23 protein-coding genes are annotated in these 20,536 nt (G+C 40.0%); 17 read left to right on the plus strand and 6 right to left on the minus strand.

Annotated features, from left to right (window positions below):
* Positions 1 to 18: 18 nt before the first annotated feature.
* From FCL54_RS10290 to FCL54_RS10315, 6 genes are all read left to right on the plus strand, one after another.
* The gene (locus FCL54_RS10290) at positions 19 to 1,158 is read left to right on the plus strand and encodes a conserved virulence factor C family protein (RefSeq protein WP_138126024.1); all 1,140 of its coding nucleotides are present in this window, start codon (positions 19 to 21) and stop codon (positions 1,156 to 1,158) included.
* Positions 1,159 to 1,191: 33 nt separating this feature from the next.
* A complete protein-coding gene (locus FCL54_RS10295) occupies positions 1,192 to 1,620 on the plus strand; it encodes a BrxA/BrxB family bacilliredoxin (RefSeq protein ID WP_138126026.1) in 429 nt (142 codons plus the stop codon).
* 243 nt (positions 1,621 to 1,863) lie between these two features.
* A complete protein-coding gene (locus FCL54_RS10300) occupies positions 1,864 to 2,310 on the plus strand; it encodes an SACOL1771 family peroxiredoxin (protein ID WP_138126028.1) in 447 nt (148 codons plus the stop codon).
* A gap of 21 nt (positions 2,311 to 2,331) precedes the next feature.
* Positions 2,332 to 2,994 (plus strand): YitT family protein, encoded by a 663-nt coding sequence (locus FCL54_RS10305; protein WP_246055202.1) that lies wholly within the window; start codon positions 2,332 to 2,334, stop codon positions 2,992 to 2,994.
* A gap of 124 nt (positions 2,995 to 3,118) precedes the next feature.
* Positions 3,119 to 5,290 (plus strand): FUSC family protein, encoded by a 2,172-nt coding sequence (locus FCL54_RS10310; RefSeq protein ID WP_246055203.1) that lies wholly within the window; start codon positions 3,119 to 3,121, stop codon positions 5,288 to 5,290.
* A 127-nt stretch (positions 5,291 to 5,417) separates the two neighbouring features.
* On the plus strand, positions 5,418 to 6,233 hold the full coding sequence (locus FCL54_RS10315) for a DUF6612 family protein (protein WP_138126029.1): 816 nt from the start codon (positions 5,418 to 5,420) through the stop codon (positions 6,231 to 6,233).
* Positions 6,234 to 6,294: 61 nt separating this feature from the next.
* Here FCL54_RS10315 and FCL54_RS10320 read toward each other — a convergent pair whose 3' ends face one another.
* The gene (locus FCL54_RS10320) at positions 6,295 to 6,756 is read right to left on the minus strand and encodes a hypothetical protein (protein WP_138126031.1); all 462 of its coding nucleotides are present in this window, start codon (positions 6,754 to 6,756) and stop codon (positions 6,295 to 6,297) included.
* 128 nt (positions 6,757 to 6,884) lie between these two features.
* On the opposite strand from FCL54_RS10320, the gene FCL54_RS10325 reads away from it, so the two are divergent.
* The 4 genes from FCL54_RS10325 to FCL54_RS10340 all read left to right on the plus strand — a co-directional run bounded on the left by FCL54_RS10325 (position 6,885) and on the right by FCL54_RS10340 (position 9,952).
* Positions 6,885 to 7,691, plus strand: coding sequence for an aminoglycoside adenylyltransferase domain-containing protein (locus tag FCL54_RS10325; protein WP_138126033.1), 807 nt, complete (start codon positions 6,885 to 6,887; stop codon positions 7,689 to 7,691).
* Positions 7,688 to 8,353, plus strand: coding sequence for an HAD family hydrolase (locus FCL54_RS10330; protein ID WP_138126034.1), 666 nt, complete (start codon positions 7,688 to 7,690; stop codon positions 8,351 to 8,353). The genes FCL54_RS10325 and FCL54_RS10330 overlap by 4 nt, the downstream gene beginning before the upstream one ends.
* Positions 8,354 to 8,438: 85 nt before the next feature.
* Positions 8,439 to 8,966: a hypothetical protein gene (locus tag FCL54_RS10335; protein ID WP_138126036.1), complete on the plus strand. Its 528-nt coding sequence runs from the start codon at positions 8,439 to 8,441 to the stop codon at positions 8,964 to 8,966.
* A gap of 134 nt (positions 8,967 to 9,100) precedes the next feature.
* Positions 9,101 to 9,952, plus strand: a complete 852-nt coding sequence (locus tag FCL54_RS10340) for an amidohydrolase family protein (RefSeq protein WP_138126038.1) — start codon at positions 9,101 to 9,103, stop codon at positions 9,950 to 9,952.
* 92 nt (positions 9,953 to 10,044) lie between these two features.
* Here the strand turns inward: FCL54_RS10340 and FCL54_RS10345 are convergent, their stop codons facing one another.
* The gene (locus FCL54_RS10345; RefSeq protein ID WP_138126040.1) at positions 10,045 to 10,788 is read right to left on the minus strand and encodes a lipase family protein; all 744 of its coding nucleotides are present in this window, start codon (positions 10,786 to 10,788) and stop codon (positions 10,045 to 10,047) included.
* 292 nt (positions 10,789 to 11,080) lie between these two features.
* On the opposite strand from FCL54_RS10345, the gene trhO (FCL54_RS10350) reads away from it, so the two are divergent.
* Positions 11,081 to 12,049 (plus strand): oxygen-dependent tRNA uridine(34) hydroxylase TrhO, encoded by a 969-nt coding sequence (gene trhO, locus FCL54_RS10350; RefSeq protein WP_138126042.1) that lies wholly within the window; start codon positions 11,081 to 11,083, stop codon positions 12,047 to 12,049.
* 42 nt (positions 12,050 to 12,091) lie between these two features.
* Here trhO (FCL54_RS10350) and FCL54_RS10355 read toward each other — a convergent pair whose 3' ends face one another.
* Positions 12,092 to 13,000 carry a hypothetical protein gene (locus tag FCL54_RS10355; RefSeq protein WP_138126044.1) on the minus strand — a complete coding sequence of 303 codons (909 nt, stop codon included), beginning with the start codon at positions 12,998 to 13,000 and terminating at the stop codon, positions 12,092 to 12,094.
* 18 nt (positions 13,001 to 13,018) lie between these two features.
* Positions 13,019 to 14,095 carry a toxic anion resistance protein gene (locus FCL54_RS10360; protein WP_138126046.1) on the minus strand — a complete coding sequence of 359 codons (1,077 nt, stop codon included), beginning with the start codon at positions 14,093 to 14,095 and terminating at the stop codon, positions 13,019 to 13,021.
* 230 nt (positions 14,096 to 14,325) lie between these two features.
* Here FCL54_RS10360 and FCL54_RS10365 point away from each other — a divergent pair, with 230 nt between their 5' ends.
* The 3 genes from FCL54_RS10365 to FCL54_RS10375 all read left to right on the plus strand — a co-directional run bounded on the left by FCL54_RS10365 (position 14,326) and on the right by FCL54_RS10375 (position 16,660).
* Positions 14,326 to 14,565, plus strand: a complete 240-nt coding sequence (locus tag FCL54_RS10365; RefSeq protein ID WP_138126048.1) for a glutaredoxin domain-containing protein — start codon at positions 14,326 to 14,328, stop codon at positions 14,563 to 14,565.
* Positions 14,566 to 14,630: 65 nt separating this feature from the next.
* The gene (locus FCL54_RS10370; protein WP_246055204.1) at positions 14,631 to 15,773 is read left to right on the plus strand and encodes an acyl-CoA dehydrogenase family protein; all 1,143 of its coding nucleotides are present in this window, start codon (positions 14,631 to 14,633) and stop codon (positions 15,771 to 15,773) included.
* A gap of 164 nt (positions 15,774 to 15,937) precedes the next feature.
* Positions 15,938 to 16,660, plus strand: a complete 723-nt coding sequence (locus FCL54_RS10375) for a polysaccharide deacetylase family protein (RefSeq protein WP_138126259.1) — start codon at positions 15,938 to 15,940, stop codon at positions 16,658 to 16,660.
* A gap of 79 nt (positions 16,661 to 16,739) precedes the next feature.
* On the opposite strand, the gene FCL54_RS10380 is transcribed toward FCL54_RS10375, so the two are convergent.
* Positions 16,740 to 17,258: a D-glycero-alpha-D-manno-heptose-1,7-bisphosphate 7-phosphatase gene (locus tag FCL54_RS10380; protein WP_138126052.1), complete on the minus strand. Its 519-nt coding sequence runs from the start codon at positions 17,256 to 17,258 to the stop codon at positions 16,740 to 16,742.
* A 66-nt stretch (positions 17,259 to 17,324) separates the two neighbouring features.
* Complete coding sequence (locus FCL54_RS10385) at positions 17,325 to 18,140, minus strand: DUF2935 domain-containing protein (RefSeq protein WP_342773872.1); 816 nt, start codon at positions 18,138 to 18,140, stop codon at positions 17,325 to 17,327.
* Positions 18,141 to 18,334: 194 nt separating this feature from the next.
* On the opposite strand from FCL54_RS10385, the gene FCL54_RS10390 reads away from it, so the two are divergent.
* The 3 genes from FCL54_RS10390 to trhO (FCL54_RS10400) all read left to right on the plus strand — a co-directional run bounded on the left by FCL54_RS10390 (position 18,335) and on the right by trhO (FCL54_RS10400) (position 20,447).
* Positions 18,335 to 18,988, plus strand: a complete 654-nt coding sequence (locus FCL54_RS10390; protein ID WP_138126056.1) for a cell wall hydrolase — start codon at positions 18,335 to 18,337, stop codon at positions 18,986 to 18,988.
* A gap of 84 nt (positions 18,989 to 19,072) precedes the next feature.
* Positions 19,073 to 19,459 (plus strand): kinase-associated lipoprotein KapB, encoded by a 387-nt coding sequence (gene kapB, locus FCL54_RS10395; RefSeq protein ID WP_138126058.1) that lies wholly within the window; start codon positions 19,073 to 19,075, stop codon positions 19,457 to 19,459.
* 73 nt (positions 19,460 to 19,532) lie between these two features.
* Positions 19,533 to 20,447 (plus strand): oxygen-dependent tRNA uridine(34) hydroxylase TrhO, encoded by a 915-nt coding sequence (gene trhO / locus FCL54_RS10400; protein ID WP_138126060.1) that lies wholly within the window; start codon positions 19,533 to 19,535, stop codon positions 20,445 to 20,447.
* Positions 20,448 to 20,536 lie beyond the last annotated feature (89 nt).

Consider the following 20,536-nt stretch of genomic DNA (forward strand, 5'->3'; position numbering starts at 1 on the left):
GAAGGGGGAAGGGAAAAGATGAACATCATTTCAATAGAGCCAACTCCCAGTCCTAACACGATGAAAATCAATGTAAGCGAAGAATTACCGGCTGGGCAAAATCGAAACTATACGAAGGATGATAAAGATACTGCGCCTGATATTATAAAACAGCTTTTGGAAATTGTTGGAGTGAAAAGCCTTTATCATGTAATGGATTTTATTGCGCTTGAACGAAATCCAAAAGTAGATTGGGAGGAAATATTACCAAAGGCTCGAGAAGCGTTTGGCGAAGTCCCTGCAGAAGAAGTGCCTCAACAAGAAAAGAGTAACAATGAGGAAGAAGCTTTTGGAGAAATAAATGTTAAGATTCAGATGTTCAGGGGCATTCCGATGCAAGTTAAGCTTCATGATGGAGAGGAAGAGCTGCGTTTTGGTTTACCTGATCGTTTTATGAATGCTGCTATGGAGTCTTCTCCTGCTTCTTCCAATCTTGTAATGGAAAGGCAGTGGATTGAACAGTCTCCACGTTATGGAACAATGGAGGAAGTCGGAGAAAATGTCGTGGAAGAAGTTTCTGCTGCATATGACCAGGAAAGGCTCTCTAACCTTGTTAATGAAGCTTTAAATGGTGAAGGACCTTCTGAAAAAGAAGCTAAAAAAGAACGCAAAAAAGTCACGGAAGAGATGCTTGATGACCCTGATTGGAAAAATCGCTATGCAGCATTGGACCGGATGGACCCTTCCGAAGAAGACATACCGGTTCTGGCAAAGGCGCTGGACGATGAAAAGCCTTCCATCCGGAGGCTTGCTACCGTATACTTTGGTATGATTGAAGATCCGATCGTTCTGCCATACCTGTATAAAGCGTTAACTGACAAGACGATTACCGTGAGAAGAACTGCAGGAGACTGCCTTTCCGATTTAGGGTTCAAACAGGCGATTCCTGCCATGATAAAAGCGTTAAAAGATAAAAATAAGCTTGTACGCTGGAGAGCTGCTATGTTCCTTTACGAAGTTGGGGATGAAAGTGCAGTTCCAGCTTTAAAAGAAGCCCAGGACGACCCTGAATTCGAAGTGAAAATGCAGGTTAAAATGGCGCTTGAAAGAATAGAAGGTGGAGAAGAAGCAAAAGGATCAGTCTGGCATCAAATGACCCAGGCTAGAAAAAACACCTGATTAAATATTGCGGTTAAAGGAGGAACAATAATAATGAATCCATACGAAGAATACATGAGACAAGTAGCACAGCCAATGAGGGAAGAACTCACCTCTGCAGGATTTACTGAACTGACGACTCCTGAAGAAGTGGCAGACTTTGTAACAGGAACTGAAGGAACATCACTTGTAGTCGTGAACTCAGTTTGCGGCTGCGCCGCAGGGCTTGCCAGGCCTGCGGCGGTCGAATCGCTTGATAATGAAAAGAACCCTGACCATCTCGTAACCGTTTTTGCTGGACAGGATAAAGACGCAACTGCAAAAATGCGCGAGTACTTTGAAGGCTATGAGCCTTCATCTCCCTCAATGGCATTAATCAAACAGGGGCAAGTACTCCATTTCATTCCAAGAGACCAGATCGAAGGCCATGAAGTCGAAGATATCGTAAACAATTTAACTTCTGCCTATAATAAGTATTGCTAAAAATAGCAAGCTGATGGGCAAGACATTAAGATAAGGCGGAGGGAGAGTTCCGCTGATCTATATTTTCAACTTTTCACCATGCCGAACATTCCTTTTTGCAAAAAAGTTATGCTTTCCTATAAAAGTGAAATCAAGGGAGCTGGCTCAAGCCAGCCCCCTTTTCATTGTATAACACATTACTTCCATTGTTTAAATATGCTACAATCCTTTTGTAAGTAATCTTTCCTGGATAGGAGTGGTCAAATGCAACATGAGTTCCATTTAACCGGAAGCTGGAGCGGCGCGAGAAAAGGAAGCGGTAAAATAAAGGCCGGCAATTTAGAAGCTGAAGTTTCCATTCCTTCTTCTATGAACGGTTCAGGCGTAGGCACTAATCCTGATGAAATGCTTGTTGGCTCAGCAGCAACATGCTATATCATTACCCTTGGCCTGATGCTTGAAAGAAACAAACTTCCTGTCAAAGATCTGAAAATTAATTCAACAGGCACTGTTAGTGAGGAAGGCGGACTTCATTTCGATAAAATCCTCCATTTTCCTCACATTCACTTGAAAAGTGAGGCAACAGATGCTGACGTAACAAAAGCGAAAGAACTGGCAAGAGATGCCGAACAGGCATGCATGATTTCAAAAGCCCTTCAGGGAAACGTGACCATCTCTGTATCATCAAAAATATCTGTTGCAGAAGAGTAACTATTTGGGGTGTTATACACTTTGATTATTTCTAATTCAGCTAGAAATACGCTTGAGCGAAATGCACATTTAAGTAATCTATTAAAAACATACCTGGTTTTGATGATTGGAGCAGCCATCCAGGGAACGGGGATGGCCCTGTTTCTCTTTCCGCATGCGATTCCTTCTGGAGGAGCTGCAGGGATAGCGATTTTAGTAGAGTATTGGATATCCATTTCACATGGTTGGTCACTCTGGCTTTTAAACATTCCGCTTTTGATAGTCTCGCTTTCGTTATTGGGATTATCAACCGCAATTCGAACAATATATTCTGTTACGGTTACCTCTTTTGTGGTTATTCTATTGGAATCGTTCCATCATTTATTTGCTGGTCAACTTTTACTTGATCTGGTTTTAGGCTCATTGTTATTCGGAACCGGAGTTGGAATATTATTCAAGAACAAAGCTTCTTCAGGCGGCATGGCGATTATTGCTCATGTAATTGCAACATATTCCAGGTTTTCTCCTGGACAGGCTATGCTCATTGTGAATAGTTCTATCTTTATCATTACAGGATTTGTGATTGATTGGAAAATTATTATTTTGGCATTCATAGCCCAGCTTATAGGGACAAGAGTAATAGACTTTGTTTTTAAACGTCCGTTCTCTTTGAAGCTAGTTAAAAAGGTACTTCCTGGCCATTAGGAAATACCTTTTTTTCTGTTTACTTTAAACGATTGTTTTAAAGAGATAAGGGGAAAATAGATGCATAGAGACAATTAAACTTTCGAGCAAAAAATAAAAATGATATTTAAAAGGATGATGTCAATTGTCGCCTTTACATTTAAAGTTTCACTGGCTGGGGAGATTGCTGGCTTCGGACCCTGGCCGAAAGAGGCTAAACCAGGCTGGAAAGGCTGTTATTAGTTTACTATCATCCGTTACTGCAGTTATATTGTTTTTAAAGGTGGCAGGAATATCGCCTTTAAAACCGGCGATTGTGGCGGGAATTACGGGTATGATGGGAATAATGGTTGTAGTCGATGATACAAAAGAAGAGAAGAAAGTCACGACGCTTTTACTTGGGGTTTCCGCTGCTTTAGGAATTACCTTCGGATCCTTGCTTGCCAGCAACAGCTTCCTGGTAGGTGCGTTGATGGTAACTATATTATTCAGCGCTTTTTATTTCACTAAATTTGGAAGCCGTTATTTTTCACTTGGAATGATCGGGTTCATGACAGTATATTTCTCTGCTTTTCTAAAACTGAAAGCAGGGCAATTTCCTTACTTTTATATGGGCATCGCAATAGGAGTAGCTTTTGCATACTTAATTAACTTTGTTCTTTTCAAAGATTCCGCGCAGTTGCTTCGCAGAAGCATGCGGTCCTTTCATATTCAGGCTAACCTTACCTTTCAGATTCTCATAGAGATCATTCAAGACCCCGAAACAAAAGAGTCAAGGTTAAACAAACTAAACTATAACGTGGATAAACTCAGGCAGTACGCTAACCATGTGTCATCTGACTTAAATGTGCATGACGTAAAGGAACTATGGCCAGGTCTAACAAGCTCCCAGTTAAAACTATATGTTTTTGATACCGCGATGCTGGTAGAAACGTTAGCGGAGTCGTTACAGCGCTTGAAAAAAGATAAAGCATTTGAAAAGGAATCGATAAGGGAGCTGATAATCAAAGTAATCACATCACTTCGAAAAGCGGAGGTGTTAAACAATCAGTATCAGCCGGAGTATTTAATTGGTGCACAGAAGGCGACGCTTGAACTACGCAAATTGATCAAAACCCTTTTTGCAGAACAAACGATGCTGTCTGGTGGCTACCTTTACTTACTAAGAAGAATCGAGTCGATCGCGACGCATGTCACAACAGGAGGTTTGCAAATCCAGCAGGCTCTTAACGCTGAGCCTCCTAAAATAAAAGAAGAAGATAAAAAAACGGCTCAAGAAGGAGAAGAGGAAGAAAAAGACAACGAGGAGGATGGTCTCAAGCCATCGACCAAGAAAGCTTTTCAAGCACTTGCAGGCGGTATACTCGCACTTATTGTCGGATTTATCATTTCTCCTGTGCAGCCATACTGGGTAATCCTTACTTCGTTTATTATACTGATCGGCACAGAATCTGTTGGCCGTATTTATTTAAAGGGTTTGCAGCGATCTATCGGAACTGTGATCGGGGCGATCTTAGGCTTTGGACTGGCAAAAATGATTTCAGGTTATTCTGAGATAGAAATTCTTTTACTGTTTTTACTTCTTTTTTTCGCGTTCTACCTACTGGCTGTCTCTTATACGATAATGAGTGTTTTTATCACGATGCTCATCGCATTTATGTATGATTTGTTGCTAGGAGGAATAAGTTTTTCTCTCCTGGGAGCACGAGTAATCGATACTTTTGCAGGAGCAGCAATCTCCCTATTGGTAGCAGCCTTTTTATTTCCGACAAGAACAAAGGATAAGATCTCGGAGACCTTTATAGATTATTTGGACGAGTTAGAAAGTTATGTAAGTCAATATTTGAAGAGTTTTAATAATGAAGCGACTAGTATCAAAAAACTGGCTGATAGTGCTTTTCAACTCGATGAAAAAATCCAGGCCATTAAGGACCAATCAGAACCTATGCTTCGGCAGCCCGGTGCTAAAAGAAACGCTGAATTGTCCAGCTGGATCACCCTTTTTACTGCAATTAACTATTATGCGAAACATTTAGTCGCATCCTCTTATAAAAAGCACTTTACCAATCAAAAGGAAATAGAAGAGCTTTTTCCTGCAATTGAGGAAAAAATAAATCATAATATTTCTACGTTAAAGGAGTTAATCCATATACAGGCACCTGCTAAGAGGCTCTATCATCTCAGGAGCGAACGTGAACATGTCGAACGCTTGTTTCCTGAACAAAATGATCTTCTCCACCATATGTATTATATCTGGCGAATAAACCAGTCTCTCCTATTGTTGGGTAATAAGCTCGGGGCGAAATCAAAAGATTGACAGGTTGATAAAAAAGAAGGGAAGGAGATTCCCTTCTGGCTTCCCCAATATTTATCCAAATATGAAACTTTTTGTAAGTTATCCTCGTATTACATATTAGAGTGGAAAAAATTGAGGGGGGAACCATTTGAAAAAGATACGTCTCACGATTATGGCTTTATTACTTGCAGGTATACTGGCAGCATGCGGAACAGTGAATGTGGAACAGGGGATCGATGCAGCAGAGGTTTTTAAAAATGCTGAAGAAGCCTCCAAAGAACTGAATAGCTTTGCGATGTCAGGTAGCATTGAACAAACGATGGAAGCACCGGACGGGGAGAAAATGATCCTGGATACCCAGCTGGAAGGAAAGGTCATCGTTGATCCAATGGCCGGAATGCAGAAAATGAAGATGGACATAATGGGAAAGACCGAGGAAATGATTACATACTTTAATGATGAAGGATTTTATATGAAAGAGCCCCAGACAAGTAAGTGGATAAAGTTGCCTGAAAAAATGATGGCACAATTCGGTGGCATGGATAAAAAACAGTCCAACCCTGCAAATCAATTGGAAGAATTAAAGAACTACGTTGATGATTTCTCTTTAGAAGAAAAAGATGGAGAATATTTATTGCATCTTACAGCTTCTGGAGATAAGTTCAAACAACTCATAAAGGAAACGATTGCTGAGATGGGAACCGGAGCAGAAATGCCAGAAGAAATCTTATCAAAAATGAATGTTCAAAACCTTTCGTACGATTTTGTGGTTGATAAGGAGTCTTACTTTCCAAAAGAAATGAAAATGGTAATGGAAATGTTGCTTACTGCAGAGGGTAAAACAGGTAACATAGCAGTTGAGATGAGCATGGATTATTCTGACTACAACGAAATTAAAGAGATCAACATACCTGAAGAAGCACTAAATGCTGCAGAAATGCCTCTTTCTGGCCTGCCGAATTAAGAGAAAGCCCTCGCTGCAGGGCTTTTTTTTTGAATCGTAGTAATGGTAGACGTGTCTTCCATTATATCGATTGACGGATAGGTTTATTTTTAAACTGTACTTCATTATCTAATCCCGAATATCGAATCGAAAGCTCATCAAGGATAGCGTGATTATTCGTTAAAAAGCTATCATTTTTTTCAATCAGCACAACCAATCGCTCAATTTCCTCTTTTAATGCCTGCTTTAGAGAGTAATCGTAATCTTCAAGTGTTGCATCAACTGGCTTCAGTTTGGTACCCCATAGCTCAATTTCCTCCTGATTTTCATGTGGAAAGATATCCTGAATGGAATTATTATAAGCGATGAGGTTAGGATATTTTAATACTCTTGTGATTTTAACCGTACACTTTAGAATTCTTGTTTCTGTATTTACCTTGATAAGTATACCTGCATAGTCCCCTTTTGAAGCGGTAGTAAACAAAACTGCTTTTCCAATAAAGTCAGCTGCATTGCTTTTTGTTAACCATACTGTCGATTCCATTAAATCCCCTCACTAGCAAACTTTTTTCAACATCTTAAAATAATGGCTTCATGCCGTTGTACCAGTTTGGGTAGTAAAAAAGGAAAATATACATATAAGTGGAATTGTTTAAACCGGGGTGATAAATAATGAAGCAGTTGCCAGAAGAAACAGAAAAACTATTAGATGAATATTGTGATCTTATGAAAGATACGTTGGGGATGAAGTATAAAGCAACATATTTGTATGGTTCCATAGCGCTTGGCCAATATGAATCAGATACAAGCGATATTGATTTTGTTACCATCCTATCCAACTGCATTTCAAATTCTGATGTGGATTTACTAAAAGAAAGCCACGATCATCTGTCACACGAGTACAAAATAGCGAAGAAACTGGATGGAATGTATATTACTGAACAGAATATCGGAAAAACCAACGATGAAATGATGCCTTATCCGTATACTCATGATGGGAAATTTGTAAGGTCTGGTTATTGGGATATTAATCATGTGACATGGTACATAATGAAGACTACCGCTAAGGTAATTGCTGGTGAGCGAGTATCTATACCGACGAGGTGGGAAGATGTCCTGTCCACATTTGATTTTAATCTAAACGTATATTGGAAGAACGCATTCAAAAAAATACCTGTCAGGGTTGACTCGAAAACATTTGCAGAGGCTGTTCTTACCCTGTGTCGGATCTACTATTCTCTTGAAGAGGAGACTATCACTACAAAAAGAAAAGCAGGGTTGTACGCCTTATCACATAGTGAGTGGCCATTTAAGCCACAGATAGAAAAGGCGCTGTATTATCGGGGAAAGAATACAGAACTTCTTACAGAAGTAGAAACTAGTAATGCAACAGCCCATGGGGAAGAAATGATTGTTCTCTGCAATGAATTACTAACTATTCAAAAAAGAAAACATAATCTTATGGGGATAGAACGGTGAACGTCAGGGCTGTATTGTTTGACCTTGATGGAACATTGTTGGATCGTATGTCAACGATTAGACGTTTCATAGCCGCTCAGTTTGATCGGTATCCGGCCTTTCATAAAGTGGATAAACAAACGTTTTGCCAGCGTTTTGAACAACTGGACGCCAACGGGTATGTATGGAAGGATACAGTATACGAACAATTGCTAAAAGAATTTAATGTCACTTCACTCGAAGTACAAGAGCTGCTTGATGACTACCTGGATCGTTACAGCGAGTACAGCGTTCCTTATCCAGGCATGAAAGAATTGCTTCATCGGCTTGGAGATAAGTATAAACTGGGAATTATAACTAACGGCAGGGAAGCAACACAACTACCTTCAATCAAATCGCTCGGTATCGAAACAATTTTTGAAATTATTTTAATATCTGAAACCGAAGGGGTTAAAAAGCCGGATCCCCAAATATTCCGCAGGGCAGCTGAGTTGCTCGATTGTGATATCTCCGAGTGCTTATATATAGGAGACCACCCGTTCAATGATGTAGAGGGTGCAAAACAGGCAGGGATGAAAGCAATCTGGAAAAAAAGCGGAGACTGGGAAGATTGTTATGAGAACGATGGTGAAATAGATGGCCTGCTCGATGTACTGCCTATTCTGGAAAAGTTAGTAAAATAATTTGAAAATTCCGTTTACAACCATCGGGCTGTTCGCTATAATTAATATCATAGTAAAAAAGACGGGATAGGTAAAGAGCGATCAGTTGAACAATCAATGGGAAGGTATAAAGCTGACAACGGTGTTAAAAAAGAATGAAAAATACAGGGGCCTTACTTTTCATCAATATTACCTCCTTCTTCCTGGCTCACCGGTGGTATGCCATTATGTGGTCGTAGAACAACGGTCTCCGGAAATCTTCCTTTTTAAAGATTGGTATATGGATGGCTTCTTCAAACCTGACCAGAGGATGTCCAATAGCTGGTTGGAAACGGTCAACGAAGCTGGCAGATCCTTGAAAGTGCACGGAGGGAAAGGAGAAGTCGAACTTGATGCTACAAAAGGTTTTACCATCGGTTCAGATACAAAACCGGACATTCTTCAAATTGTTACAGACCAGGACGATGCGGCTCTTGGAACCTATGTAAACAAGCAAGTTATTCAAATAAGTGTGGGTAGAAAAATCAATCTTGCTCCGAGAGATATTGTCTCTTTGCCGCCAGTTTTCTTTGTGTTCAATGAGAAAGCATTTCCGATAGACACATTAAAAGACCTTGCATCAATCAGGTTCTAGCGTCACGGGTTCAGCTTTTGAAAGGCTGGCTTTCATAGCCGGCCTTTCAATTTGTTGATACCCAGATTTTCGTATAGCAATGGCAAATCCGTTTGGGAATTCACTTAACAGAACGAAAGGTTGGAGTTAAAAGGATGAAAATCATTGATGCGCACTTGCATTTTTCAAATATAAACAGTTTTAAAGAAACAGCTGAAAGCCTATCACATGTAGAATATAGTTCGTCTGGGATCCTATCTGAATATGAGCAATCGAACGTTGTCCTCGGAATCGGAATGGGGGTAACCGAAGTTAACGAAGGATTTCCTGACCGGGAAGGGGAAACTCCGATGGGACTTGATCTGGAAAGTACAGTTCCATCAAAAATTTTGTGCTGTCCCGGCATCAATCCTTATAAACTTGAAAAGGATAACCTTAAAAAACTGGATGTAACATTGAGTAAGCCGGAATCGGTAGGAATTAAGATTTATCTGGGTTATTATCCTTTTTATGCTTATGATGATGTATATAAACCTGTATACGAAATGGCTGAAAAGCATCAGCTTCCGGTTGTCTTCCATACAGGAGATACGTATTCCGAGCGAGGATTGTTAAAATATTCACATCCACTCACCGTTGATGAGGTTGCTGTCTTTAATCGAAATATCACTTTTATGATGGCTCATTTAGGTGATCCATGGGTGCTGGATGGGGCCGAAGTTCTATATAAGAACCCTAACGTTTATGCAGATTTATCAGGACTTATCGTCGGTACGAGGAGTGACATCTCCCGGTACGACAACTCAGAGCGTTTTTTTGATCACCTTCGCCATGCGCTTGCTTTTACGGACAACTACAAAAAGTTTTTGTTCGGTACCGATTGGCCACTCGTCCCCGTAAAACCGTATATTGAATTTGTTAAAGGACTAATTCCTCAAGAGTATCATGAAGATGTTTTTTATAATACGGCTCTAAAAGTCTTTCCTAAGCTGAAAAAATTTCTATAAGAGATGATGTATTAATGACGTCAACTATTTGCTTTATAAAAAAGAGTAACTCCGCAGAAAGTCGCTCAATAGCCTTGTTTCTACCTGCGTGCTTACAATCGGCGAGTTTCTTTTAAATGTTTTAATGCCTTAATATACGTGTTGATGGAATGGTTTCCTCTTATGCTGCCAGTCTGTATTGAGATGCGGTGGTCTCCTTTTAAATGGCTGTAATACCAGGTTTTATCCGATGTTAGAGAGCGGATTTTTTTAGGGGGGAGCATAGGTACGATATCATGGGTGTTTACCACGCGAAAGCTGCGATCTACCAGCCAGTCATAAACAGTTGTGAATCTTGGATTTCCCGTTCTTGGCGCTCCGAAGTTCATCATAACAGGAAAATCAAAGTGAGCGTTCGAAACAATATCAAGGATAGCTAAGACAGAAAGTGCACCTCCCAGACTGTGCCCGGTTATGTATAGCTTCTTAAAAGGCGATACGGAACGAAAGGCTCGGAAAATTTGTTCCCGGCAAGTTTTATAAATAGAAGTAAAACCGCTATGTGTTAAACCTGCTCCATTAGTAAAAGGAAATCTTTCCTGTCCAACATCCGCATCAGCAATCCAATCAGGGTCCGTTTGGGTGCCACGGAACGCAAGCACAACTTCGCTATCCGACTCCATGACAAACCCGAACCACTCAGGTGTGTTTCCTGTCTGTGCTTTAATGGGAGTAACTAATCTAAAGCCGTCCGGTACCGTAAATATGCCATCGTTCTTAAATTGTACATATGTCTTCTTACAACAGATCGCCAGGAAAAGAGCAAGCTCAACATTCAGGGGCCTAACAGTTACCATATCTTACAGCTCCAATTCGTTTTTGTAAGATTCTATTCAAAGAGCTGCACATTCTTTCCCTATTGAAAAGAAAAGTTTATCGAAAGGTTTAGGCTCTAATCATGACCACAATGAAAAAGAGCTGCCAGTAGGGCAAAGAGTTTCTCCTTCACAGTTTCGAAAAACAAGTGTGTTAAAGTTGCAATTCGAGGAAAATATATTATAATAATTCATTGGGTAAGAATTGAATATGGACTCAGTTACGTGACTTCATTATATTCTTGCAAAATATAAGAAGATAGGTGGTAACAAAATGAGTAAAGAAATGCCTTACAGAGTCTTGTTGTTCTACAAGTATGTACAAATCGAGGACTATGAGGAATTTGCAGCTAAGCACCTTGCTTTTTGTAAAGAGCTTGGCGTAAAGGGAAGAATCCTTGTGGCCGAAGAAGGAATCAACGGAACACTCTCCGGTACAGTGGAACAAACGGAAAAATATATCGAAGAATTAACGAGCGATCCTCGTTTCTCGGACATTGATTTTAAAATAGATGAAGCGGAAGAACATGCATTTAAGAAACTCTTTGTTCGTCCGCGTAATGAAGTGGTCACACTTCGTCTGGAAGATGACGTTAACCCGAATGAAATAACTGGGAAGCGGTTGGAGCCGGAAGAATGGAAAGAATGGCTGCAACGTGAAGATGTGATCATCCTGGACGCAAGAAACGACTATGAATATGATCTTGGACACTTCCGGGGAGCTATCAGACCTGATATAAAAACGTTTAAAGAACTTCCGGATTGGGTTAGGGAAAACCTTGCTGACCAAAAGGAGAAAACGATCATGACTTATTGCACAGGCGGTATTCGCTGTGAAAAGTTCTCCGGGTTCCTTGTAAAAGAAGGATTTAAAGATGTTGCCCAGCTACACGGCGGTATTGTGAAATACGGAAAAGACGAAGAAGCCAAGGGCGAGCTCTGGGACGGCCAATGCTATGTGTTCGATGAGCGTATTGCAGTCCCGATCAACCGTAAGGAGCATGTGGTAGTAGGTAAAGATTACTTTACTGGCGAACCGTGTGAGCGATATGTAAACTGTGCCAATCCGGAATGCAACGAGCAGATCCTTGCTTCTGAGGAAAATGAGCATAAATATCTTCGTTCATGTTCGCATGAATGCCGCGTACATCCGAGGAACCGTTATGTAAAAGAACATAACCTTTCAGAGGAAGAAGTACAAAATCGTTTAGCACAGCTTGAAAAAGAAGAAGCAGTTAATTGATAAAAACTCAAACGGCCTGCATGAAGGTTGGCCGTTTGAGTTTTATTTTTTGTCGTACCTTATCTTGTTCAGTTTTAACAGCTGTTGAATTCTCTGGACCTTTTTTCCTTCCAAAGTATCAAGATGGTTATGCAGCGTAAGCTCCATCTGGCATAAAGCTTCAAAAACAGATTCCTTTTGTCTTGTCTGATTTTCAATGCTTAAGGAAAGATAGGTATGAAGAAGAGACGGAAGGTCATCCCTGATAATTCTTCTTATCTCATGCTTTTCTTCAAGGTCAAACAGATCAAAATCGGGCAGCAGTTGCTTTGTGATCGACATCATTCTTTCAACCCTACCCTGAATAGAAGCTTCAAGGGAGAGATTATGATAATGATGAAAGTATAATCGATCCAGTTCCTTTTTTAAAGGTTCATTCGAATTTACCGTTGATAAACTGTGGATAGAACTTTTCCTATCAGTTAAGTTATCAATCAATGTATCATCAAGGAGGGTTATTTTATAAAAGATACCTTGAAAGTATGGTGACCGTTTAATATTCCGTTTAAAGATACGTCCTCGATCATTAAACATGATGATCGATTTTCTGCATTTACCAGTGCCGTTTTTAGAATGGATGAACTTTCGGTAACATTCGATAAAAAACTTTTTTTTAAGATGCGAACCTATATGGGTAGAAGCTTTAGACGTATCGATGCCCTGGACAGCAATGAATCTTTTGGATACTCGTACGGTAACCGTGTATCCTTTCAGTTTTTTCTTCCATTTACGATTGTCAGGTACCTCATTATTTCGGGCGTTATTAATCAGTTCATCCAAAAAGGCTTCCGTTTCCTGTAGAAGGTGTTGGGAACTTTGGTCATCCATCAGTTCCTTTTCCACAGTTTTATACCTTGAAGGGAGCAGTTTTTCAATCCAGGGCGGATAATAATTTTCTTCTAAGAACACCATCAAAACACTTCCTTATCTTCATTCTGATGCTTTTTCTTCAATTTTTTCATTATATAGGGAAGATCCGGATAGTTTTGTCCGCATTTCTTTATTAAGCTGATCCAGCTCTTCGACAAACTTTTTGCCTGTTTCAACGATACGATCATTCGATTGTTCGGTTAACTTTATCGCTTCGAACACATCATCGTATGCCTTTCTAAAAGATTCGATTGCAATCGCAGGTTCTTCGAGCGTTTTTAGAGTTTCTTCCGTATTCGTCCTAAGCATTTCAGAATTTCTGAGCAGCATGGTTTCTGTTGCCTTGTTGACATTCTGAACGGCATCGATAACTTTTTTCTGGTTGCCAAGTGCAAGCTGGATCGAAGCAGAGACCGTAATAATGTTTTTTGTCATCGTTACTGCGTTGAAGATCGCTTCTTCTAGTTTGTCGTTGTTTTCGGTAATAATATCAACCGAAGCCATCGATTGTCGAAGAACCATGACCGCCTGTGACATATTCTTTACGCGTGTTACTACTTTTTGCTGTGCTTTTTGTAATGGAAGAGGGTTTTCTTTCCATTCATCTTCTGCCATTTTGTCATCAAGCATTTCCATTAACGTTTGTCCGAGGTCGATTTGTTCTTCAAGGCCGTCAATTCTCTCTTTCGCAACTTCCTTTAGTTGCTCCAGCATCACATTATCTTCCTGGAGCTTGTCTCTTCCTGTAAGCAACGCTTCAACAATTTGTTCCACTTGGGCTTCAACAGTCTTATATTTCTTTGCATAAACTTCAACTTCATTTCGGCCCATAAGGCGGTTTAAAAGCGAAGACATTTTACTTTTCTTTAAATGAACCGGTTCGAGCTCAGATACATGGTCACGCAGTTTATGAAGATTATCTGGCAACTCATTGTTAGGTTGATTCAGCATTTCTTTTACAGGCCTTTTTAAAGCTTCGAGAGACTCGCCTGCTTTTTTTTGCGCATCTTCTCCTAATCCCGATAGAGCCTGGAGAATTTTTTCTGTATCATTGTTGTCATCGATATGCTTTAGAAGTTCTATTGCTTTCGTTTTCTTATTTATTTGGTTAGTTTCTTCAGAAGTATTGGAAGCCATTAGAATCACTCCTTTTTTAACTATAAATCACTGGAAGTTTTAATTGTATACTTTTATACGAAAGTCCTTTTAAAAAGGTTTCGTTGTATTGTAATATTCGTTATAGTAATTAAATTCCCCTTTATAACATGAAGAAACATAGCTGGTTTATATTTGTTGAAAGATAATGGTGGTACTGGTATGTTTGAAAATGAAAGAAAGGCGAGTTTAAATACTAAGAGGTGATAAAAGTGACTGATAAAAAAGTGATTGTTTATACACAGCCAAGCTGCCCGCCTTGCCAGATCGTTAAAGAATTTTTAACCCACCACAATGTAAACTTTACTTCTTATAATGTGAAGGAAGATAAAAACGCCCTTAATGAAATGGTGAAAAATTATAATTCTATGTCAACGCCAACCATCGTGATCGGAGAAGAAGTGGTTACTGGTTTTAATCAGGAACAATTGGAAAAACTGCTCAATCTTTAAAGGGCTCCCATTTTTAGGGGGCTTTCTATTATGGTGAAATGTTACAGAAAAAGGAGAGGAAGATAGTGGATTCTTTCATAAAAAATGAAAGGCAAGAAAAGCTTGTAAAGCGGGCGAAAGAACTGGCTGAGCGGTTTAAGGAAAATACAGCACGCATCGACCAGGACGCCCAGTTGCCTTTTGCGAATATCGATATGCTTAAATCAGCCGGATTTCTTGGGTTAGCTGTTCCTGAGGAGTATGGGGGAGAAGAAATTTCCCTTTATGAGCTTGTTTTGGTTTTAGAACAGCTTGCACAGGGAGATGCTGCAACAGCGCTGGGCTTTGGATGGCACCTGGGAGTATTGATGGATATTAGAGACCGTAGAACCTGGGATGAGGAGACATTTAAATCATTGTGCTTACAGATTGTAGAACAAAATGCTTTCCTTAACAGAGCGCAAACTGAACCTGAGACAGGCGATCCAACAAGAGGAGGAGTACCAGCAACAACAGCATCCAATCCTAATGGAAAATGGATTCTTAATGGAAAGAAGACCTATACAACGTTTGGGGATGCACTTGATCATATTATCGTTAAAGCAACGATTGAGGGAACGGAAGATATTGCGGATTTCTTAGTGAAAGCAGACCAGGAAGGTATAGCATTAGAAAAAAAATGGGATACACTTGGCATGCGTGGAACGAGAAGCGATGATTTGATTCTGGAAAACGTAGAAGCCACTCTCGTGGAAACGTATGATAAGGAACGAAAAGAAGGGCTACCTCCTGCATGGTTATTGCATATTCCCCCCGTATATGTGGGCATTGCACTCGCAGCAAGGAAAGAAGCAATCGAATTTGCAAAATCTTATCAGCCAAATAGTTTGCCTCATCCGATCAGCGAGGTTCCGCATATTCAGTCTAAAATAGGTGAACTAGAGCTTGAGCTTATCACCGGAAGGCATACACTTTATTCAATCGCTAAAAAGTGGGACGAGGATAAAGAAAAAAGGATTGCGATGGCGGGAGAACTCTTTGCAGCTAAGCATGTAGCTGTGAATGCAGCGATCAAAGCTGTAGACCTTTCCATGAAAATCGTTGGCGGAAGGAGTTTATCAAAAGATTTTCCATTTGAACGTTACTATCGTGATGTAAGAGCAGGATTGCATAATCCGCCTGTTGATGATTTAACTCTCCATGTGCTTGCAGGAATGGCTTTGAAATAACAACTGCCACCGGTCGATCGACCGGTATTTATTTTGAGCAAATAAACATGGCCGTATAAACCAATAATAAATAAAAATCTAATACTATCTAAGGAATATGGAAAGGGGGTCTTCCTTTGGATTATAAACAAAAGTGCCTTGCTTTTTTTGCGGGAATTCTATCAATGATGTTGTTTATTTCAGAAACCAACGCTAATCCGGTGAAGGAGGATAGATATTTTTTTGAAAAACAGGGAAGAGCGATCTGGGAAGTTCCGACTGAGAAAAAAGTAGTGGCAATTACATTTGATGATGGCCCGAGTGAAAAATACACACCTCAAATTCTTGATGTTTTAAAGAAGTATGACGCAAAAGCGACCTTCTTTGTTGTTGGTTCGAGGCTGATTGACCAGCCGGATATCGTAAAAAGGCAAGTAAAAGCTGGCCATGAACTGGCCAACCATACTTACGATCATCCAAATTTCAGAGGACTGACAGAAGTTGAAATCAGAGACGAGATAAGAAAGACAAAGAAAGCCATATTCGATCTAACTGGTTACTATCCAGTTCTGTTCAGGCCGCCGGGCGGATTCTATAACAACACGATCATAAGCACGGCAAACAATGAAGGATATACTGTGGTGATGTGGTCCTGGCACCAGGATACTTATGATTGGAAGCAACCGGGTGTTAATAAAATCGTTAGAAAAGTTGTCAAAAATGTCAAAAACGGCGATATCATTCTTATGCATGACTATGGTGGTAACAGGCGGCAGACTGTTGAAGCGCTTAAGCAGATCATCCCTGCCTTAGAGAAAAAGGGGTATCGGTTTATAACGGTTTCAGAATTGATTAAAATGCATCCGAACTATCGATACCTCGAAAGAATAGGAAAGATTAATTCTTGAGTTACCACCACCTGGCTCAAGCTTGAAGTATGGATTCTTACAAAAAAGGCCGTTAAAACACGGCTTTCTTTCAGAATTATTATTTTTTGTCGGTATTGTCTAAGATCCAATCTACAGCTGAACCGATTGACTTTGTTGAGTGATTTGCTCCTGGTTCATATTTTCCGATAAAAACAGTTTTGGTTCCAGCCTTCTTGCCGGCCAGGATATCGGTGTCCCTGTCTCCCACCATATAACTTTCACTGAGATTTATTTTATATTTTCCCGCAAGGTCTGTGATCATTTTTCCCTCCGGTTTTCGGCAGGCACACCCTGCTTTAGGTTTATGAGGGCAATAGGCGATATCATCTATAACCGCGCCGTCTTTTTTTAGTTCTGTGATCATTTTATCGTGGATATTCTGAAGCATTTCTTCTTTCATAAACCCCAGTCCGACACCGCCTTGATTTGTGACAACGAACACTTTGAAACCATGGTCGTTTAATCTTTTTATTGCATCCCCGGCTTCCTCAAATAATATTAAATCTTCAGGAGTATTAACATATCGAACATGATCATTGATTACACCATCTCGGTCAAGAAAAACAGCTTTTTCCATAAAATAAAAACACCTTACCTTAGCAAAAGTTACCTGTAGTATACCCTGAATAGCATGAATAAAAAACTAGCCGGTAACTCTGGGCTTTGTAGGATCGCAGCCCGGAGGAGAAACCGTGCTAGTGTCCGCTAACTTATTAAGATAATAGCATTCTTCACGTGCCATATGGTCAGCCATCAGGGGAGTAAGCGTTGATAACAGTTGCTTGCTGAGTCCCATTTCTTCTAGTTCTCTTAAAAAAGTCTTAAAGATTTTCATTTCGATGTTCACGCTTTCGTTGAAGCGTTCCAGAACAGGAAAGTCGTTTAGATTCGCCCTTAGAAATCCGGCTATTTCTACTGCTTTTAGGTAAAAGTGTTCAAACTGCTGTGTAAAATGAAGGCTTTTTGTTTTAAGTTTTGTTTCGGTTCGATTCATGGAATCTGAAATGGCGCCTGCATGGCCTGCTGCATCAAGCAGCCAGAGCAAATGATGATGTACTTCATGCTGCTTTGGAGGTGCTTTTTCATGAACTAAGTAAGAGAGAATTCTAATGTATTCGTCCAGTTCATTTACCATATGATTCAAAAAAACAGCGGTAAGATGAATAGAAAGTTTTCCGATTAACAAATTTCGAATGATCGCAAGCTTATATTCCCTTAACCGGCCGGCCGCATCATAAGCTTTCTTACTTAGTTCCAGGAGAGATTGATGGTTAACGGACTTCCTTGAATCTTCTAATAATTGGTCAAACAACACGATGAATTGCTTCGCCTGTTTTACATTAGCTTTTTCGTTAGGGGCGAGCGCTGAATGGATAAATCTTGAATGATCACCAAGTATCTGAAGCCAAAAGCGATGTTCATAAATGGCAGTTTTGATATATTCCGTTTGATTCAACACATTCACTCCCTGTTTAGACCTGCGATATAAATCATTAAAAACGTATGAATGGAAAGTTGAAAATAGACCGCTGTTTTTCAGTTGTGGGAAATAATGGCGTTCCTTCCTTTACACTCCTATTGTTTTATCCTCTTTTGTCCTTTAGGGTTATGGGTAGCCTGCCTGCCTTATCTCTTAAGGAGGGAAATAACGAAATGAAAAAAGCATTGTCAAAAGCTCTCTTACTATTTTTAAGTTTTATTGTAATGGTTTCTGTTTTTATATATAAGAATCATAATCTTGCAGAAGCAAACGGACCGGTCGTAAAAGTTAACAAGGTAGATGCAGAAATTAAAGAAACGCAAAAAATTGTTAATCAGCTTGATTTTAAAGAAGAAAATGATTTGAATGATTATGATACAAAAGAGGAAGTAGCAATCGCACAAATTATAGAACCAAAAAAAGTTGAATTGTCTGCTTACCAATCCTGGCAGCAAATAATAGGCACAACATATTCAGTTAAGGAAATCGAAATGCTTGCAAAACTTGTTCATGGAGAAGCAAGAGGAGAATCTTTTGAGGGAAAAGCTGCTGTTGCAGCTGTTACATTAAATCGTATACAGTCACAGAGTTTTCCAGATAATTTAAAAGATGTTATCTACCAACCAAGAGCCTATACAGCGGTTGCTGATGGCCAGTTCAACAAGAAGCCTACCGGTGAAGCATATAAAGCTGTCTACCTTGCCCTTAAAGGGTGGGATCCGACTGACGGCGCATTGTTCTATTATAATCCCAAAACTGCTACATCAGAGTGGATTCGAACTCGTCCAACTATCAAAAAAATAGATAAACATGTTTTCGCCCGCTAAAGACACTTCTCATTCCTGGGAAGTGTTTTTTTGAGCTATTCTTGATATGCTAAGAAAAAGTATTAAACGGGGGAGGACAATGATATGGAAGAAATAAAGTATAAAACTGGAGAACTAGTGGTGGCCCATAAAAAAACTGGCAAATATATAGGGGAAGTGATAGAAGTTAAGCCGACACAGGCAGTTGTAAAAGTATTGGCTGTTTTGAAGCATCCTGCACAGGGAGACCTTCATAATCCGCGAAAGGTTGACGTGCCAATGTTCCATCAGCGAAAAGCGCTTGCTTGCTATGAAAAAACACTTGTACCCTTTTCGGCTTTAAAACCGTATGATGGGAATGTTCCCGACTATAACGAATCTTTACGGGACGCACTCGGAAAGCAAATATCAAAGCTAGAAGCAGATAGCAGTGATTGGTCTAAACGTTCCCTGCAAGAATTAAATGTTCTTAAGCAGGATTATTTCAAGTAACTTTACAACACCTTAAGGATAGGGTAAATTATTATACTGAATAAAATATAAAAAAAGGTGGTTGGCGTTTGATATGGGATCAAAAGCTAAACAATATCGGGTACTGCTTTACTATAAGTACGTTCCGATTGAAGACCCCGAATATTTTGCAAAAAAGCATCTTAAGTTTTGTAAAGAACTTGGATTGAGAGGAAGAATCCTCGTTGCAAAAGAAGGGATTAACGGCACTGTCTCTGGAACAGTGGAACAGACTGATGAATACATGGAAAAAATGCATGAAGATCCGAGGTTCGAGGATCTCTGGTTTAAAATAGACGAAGCGGAAGGTCATGCGTTCAAAAAGATGCATGTGCGCCCGCGAAGTGAAATCGTCACGCTTAAGCTTGATAATGATATAAATCCAAATCAAAAAACAGGCAAGTATCTGGAGCCAGAAGATTTTTATCAAGCTCTTCAGGATGAAGATACGATTGTGATCGATGCAAGAAACGATTACGAATATGATATCGGCCATTTCCGGAACGCGATCCGCCCGGATGTCAAAGCATTCAGGGACTTGCCGGAATGGATCGAGACAAACCTTGGTGACAAAAAGGACAAGAAGGTATTGACCTATTGCACTGGCGGTATCAGATGTGAGAAGTTTTCGGGGTACTTGCTTGATCAAGGGTTTGAAGACGTTTCACAGCTGCACGGCGGGATCGTGAGCTATGGGAAAGATCCTGATGTGAAAGGGAAGCTGTGGGATGGAAAATGCTTCGTTTTTGATGATCGCCTTGCAGTAGATATTAATCATACAGAAGATGCTAGAGTAGTTGGCAAGTGTTATCACTGTGGAACTCCGGCTGAGCAGTATATAAATTGTGCCAACGTCGAATGTGACCTTCTTCATATCGTTTGTGAAAACTGTGAAAAGGAACTTCAGCATTGCTGTTCTGAAACCTGCCTTGAGAAAAAGGAAAAGCATGAAAAAGCGGAAGTAAAATAAAAAGCTAATAAACGCAGCAGACTTCTCTGTTGCGTTTTTCTGTTGGTTTTGAAATAATATCCAGTGGAACTGAAAGATAAACTGCTACT

Source organism: Exobacillus caeni (assembly GCF_005747095.1).
GTDB lineage: Bacteria > Bacillota > Bacilli > Bacillales > Guptibacillaceae > Exobacillus > Exobacillus caeni.

Bases quoted from the DNA above. Each gene is read 5' to 3' on its own strand.
- FCL54_RS10355 (WP_138126044.1), bottom strand. From the start codon at position 13,000: ATGGTGTTCTTAGAAGAAAATTATTATCCGCCCTGGATTGAAAAACTG.
- FCL54_RS10375 (WP_138126259.1), top strand. From the start codon at position 15,938: ATGATGTTGTTTATTTCAGAAACCAACGCTAATCCGGTGAAGGAGGAT.
- FCL54_RS10345 (WP_138126040.1), bottom strand. From the start codon at position 10,788: ATGGTAACTGTTAGGCCCCTGAATGTTGAGCTTGCTCTTTTCCTGGCG.
- trhO (WP_138126042.1), top strand. From the start codon at position 11,081: ATGAGTAAAGAAATGCCTTACAGAGTCTTGTTGTTCTACAAGTATGTA.
- trhO (WP_138126060.1), top strand. From the start codon at position 19,533: ATGGGATCAAAAGCTAAACAATATCGGGTACTGCTTTACTATAAGTAC.
- FCL54_RS10360 (WP_138126046.1), bottom strand. From the start codon at position 14,095: ATGGCTTCCAATACTTCTGAAGAAACTAACCAAATAAATAAGAAAACG.
- FCL54_RS10390 (WP_138126056.1), top strand. From the start codon at position 18,335: ATGAAAAAAGCATTGTCAAAAGCTCTCTTACTATTTTTAAGTTTTATT.
- FCL54_RS10295 (WP_138126026.1), top strand. From the start codon at position 1,192: ATGAATCCATACGAAGAATACATGAGACAAGTAGCACAGCCAATGAGG.
- FCL54_RS10380 (WP_138126052.1), bottom strand. From the start codon at position 17,258: ATGGAAAAAGCTGTTTTTCTTGACCGAGATGGTGTAATCAATGATCAT.
- kapB (WP_138126058.1), top strand. From the start codon at position 19,073: ATGGAAGAAATAAAGTATAAAACTGGAGAACTAGTGGTGGCCCATAAA.
- FCL54_RS10325 (WP_138126033.1), top strand. From the start codon at position 6,885: ATGAAGCAGTTGCCAGAAGAAACAGAAAAACTATTAGATGAATATTGT.
- FCL54_RS10290 (WP_138126024.1), top strand. From the start codon at position 19: ATGAACATCATTTCAATAGAGCCAACTCCCAGTCCTAACACGATGAAA.
- FCL54_RS10320 (WP_138126031.1), bottom strand. From the start codon at position 6,756: ATGGAATCGACAGTATGGTTAACAAAAAGCAATGCAGCTGACTTTATT.
- FCL54_RS10340 (WP_138126038.1), top strand. From the start codon at position 9,101: ATGAAAATCATTGATGCGCACTTGCATTTTTCAAATATAAACAGTTTT.
- FCL54_RS10300 (WP_138126028.1), top strand. From the start codon at position 1,864: ATGCAACATGAGTTCCATTTAACCGGAAGCTGGAGCGGCGCGAGAAAA.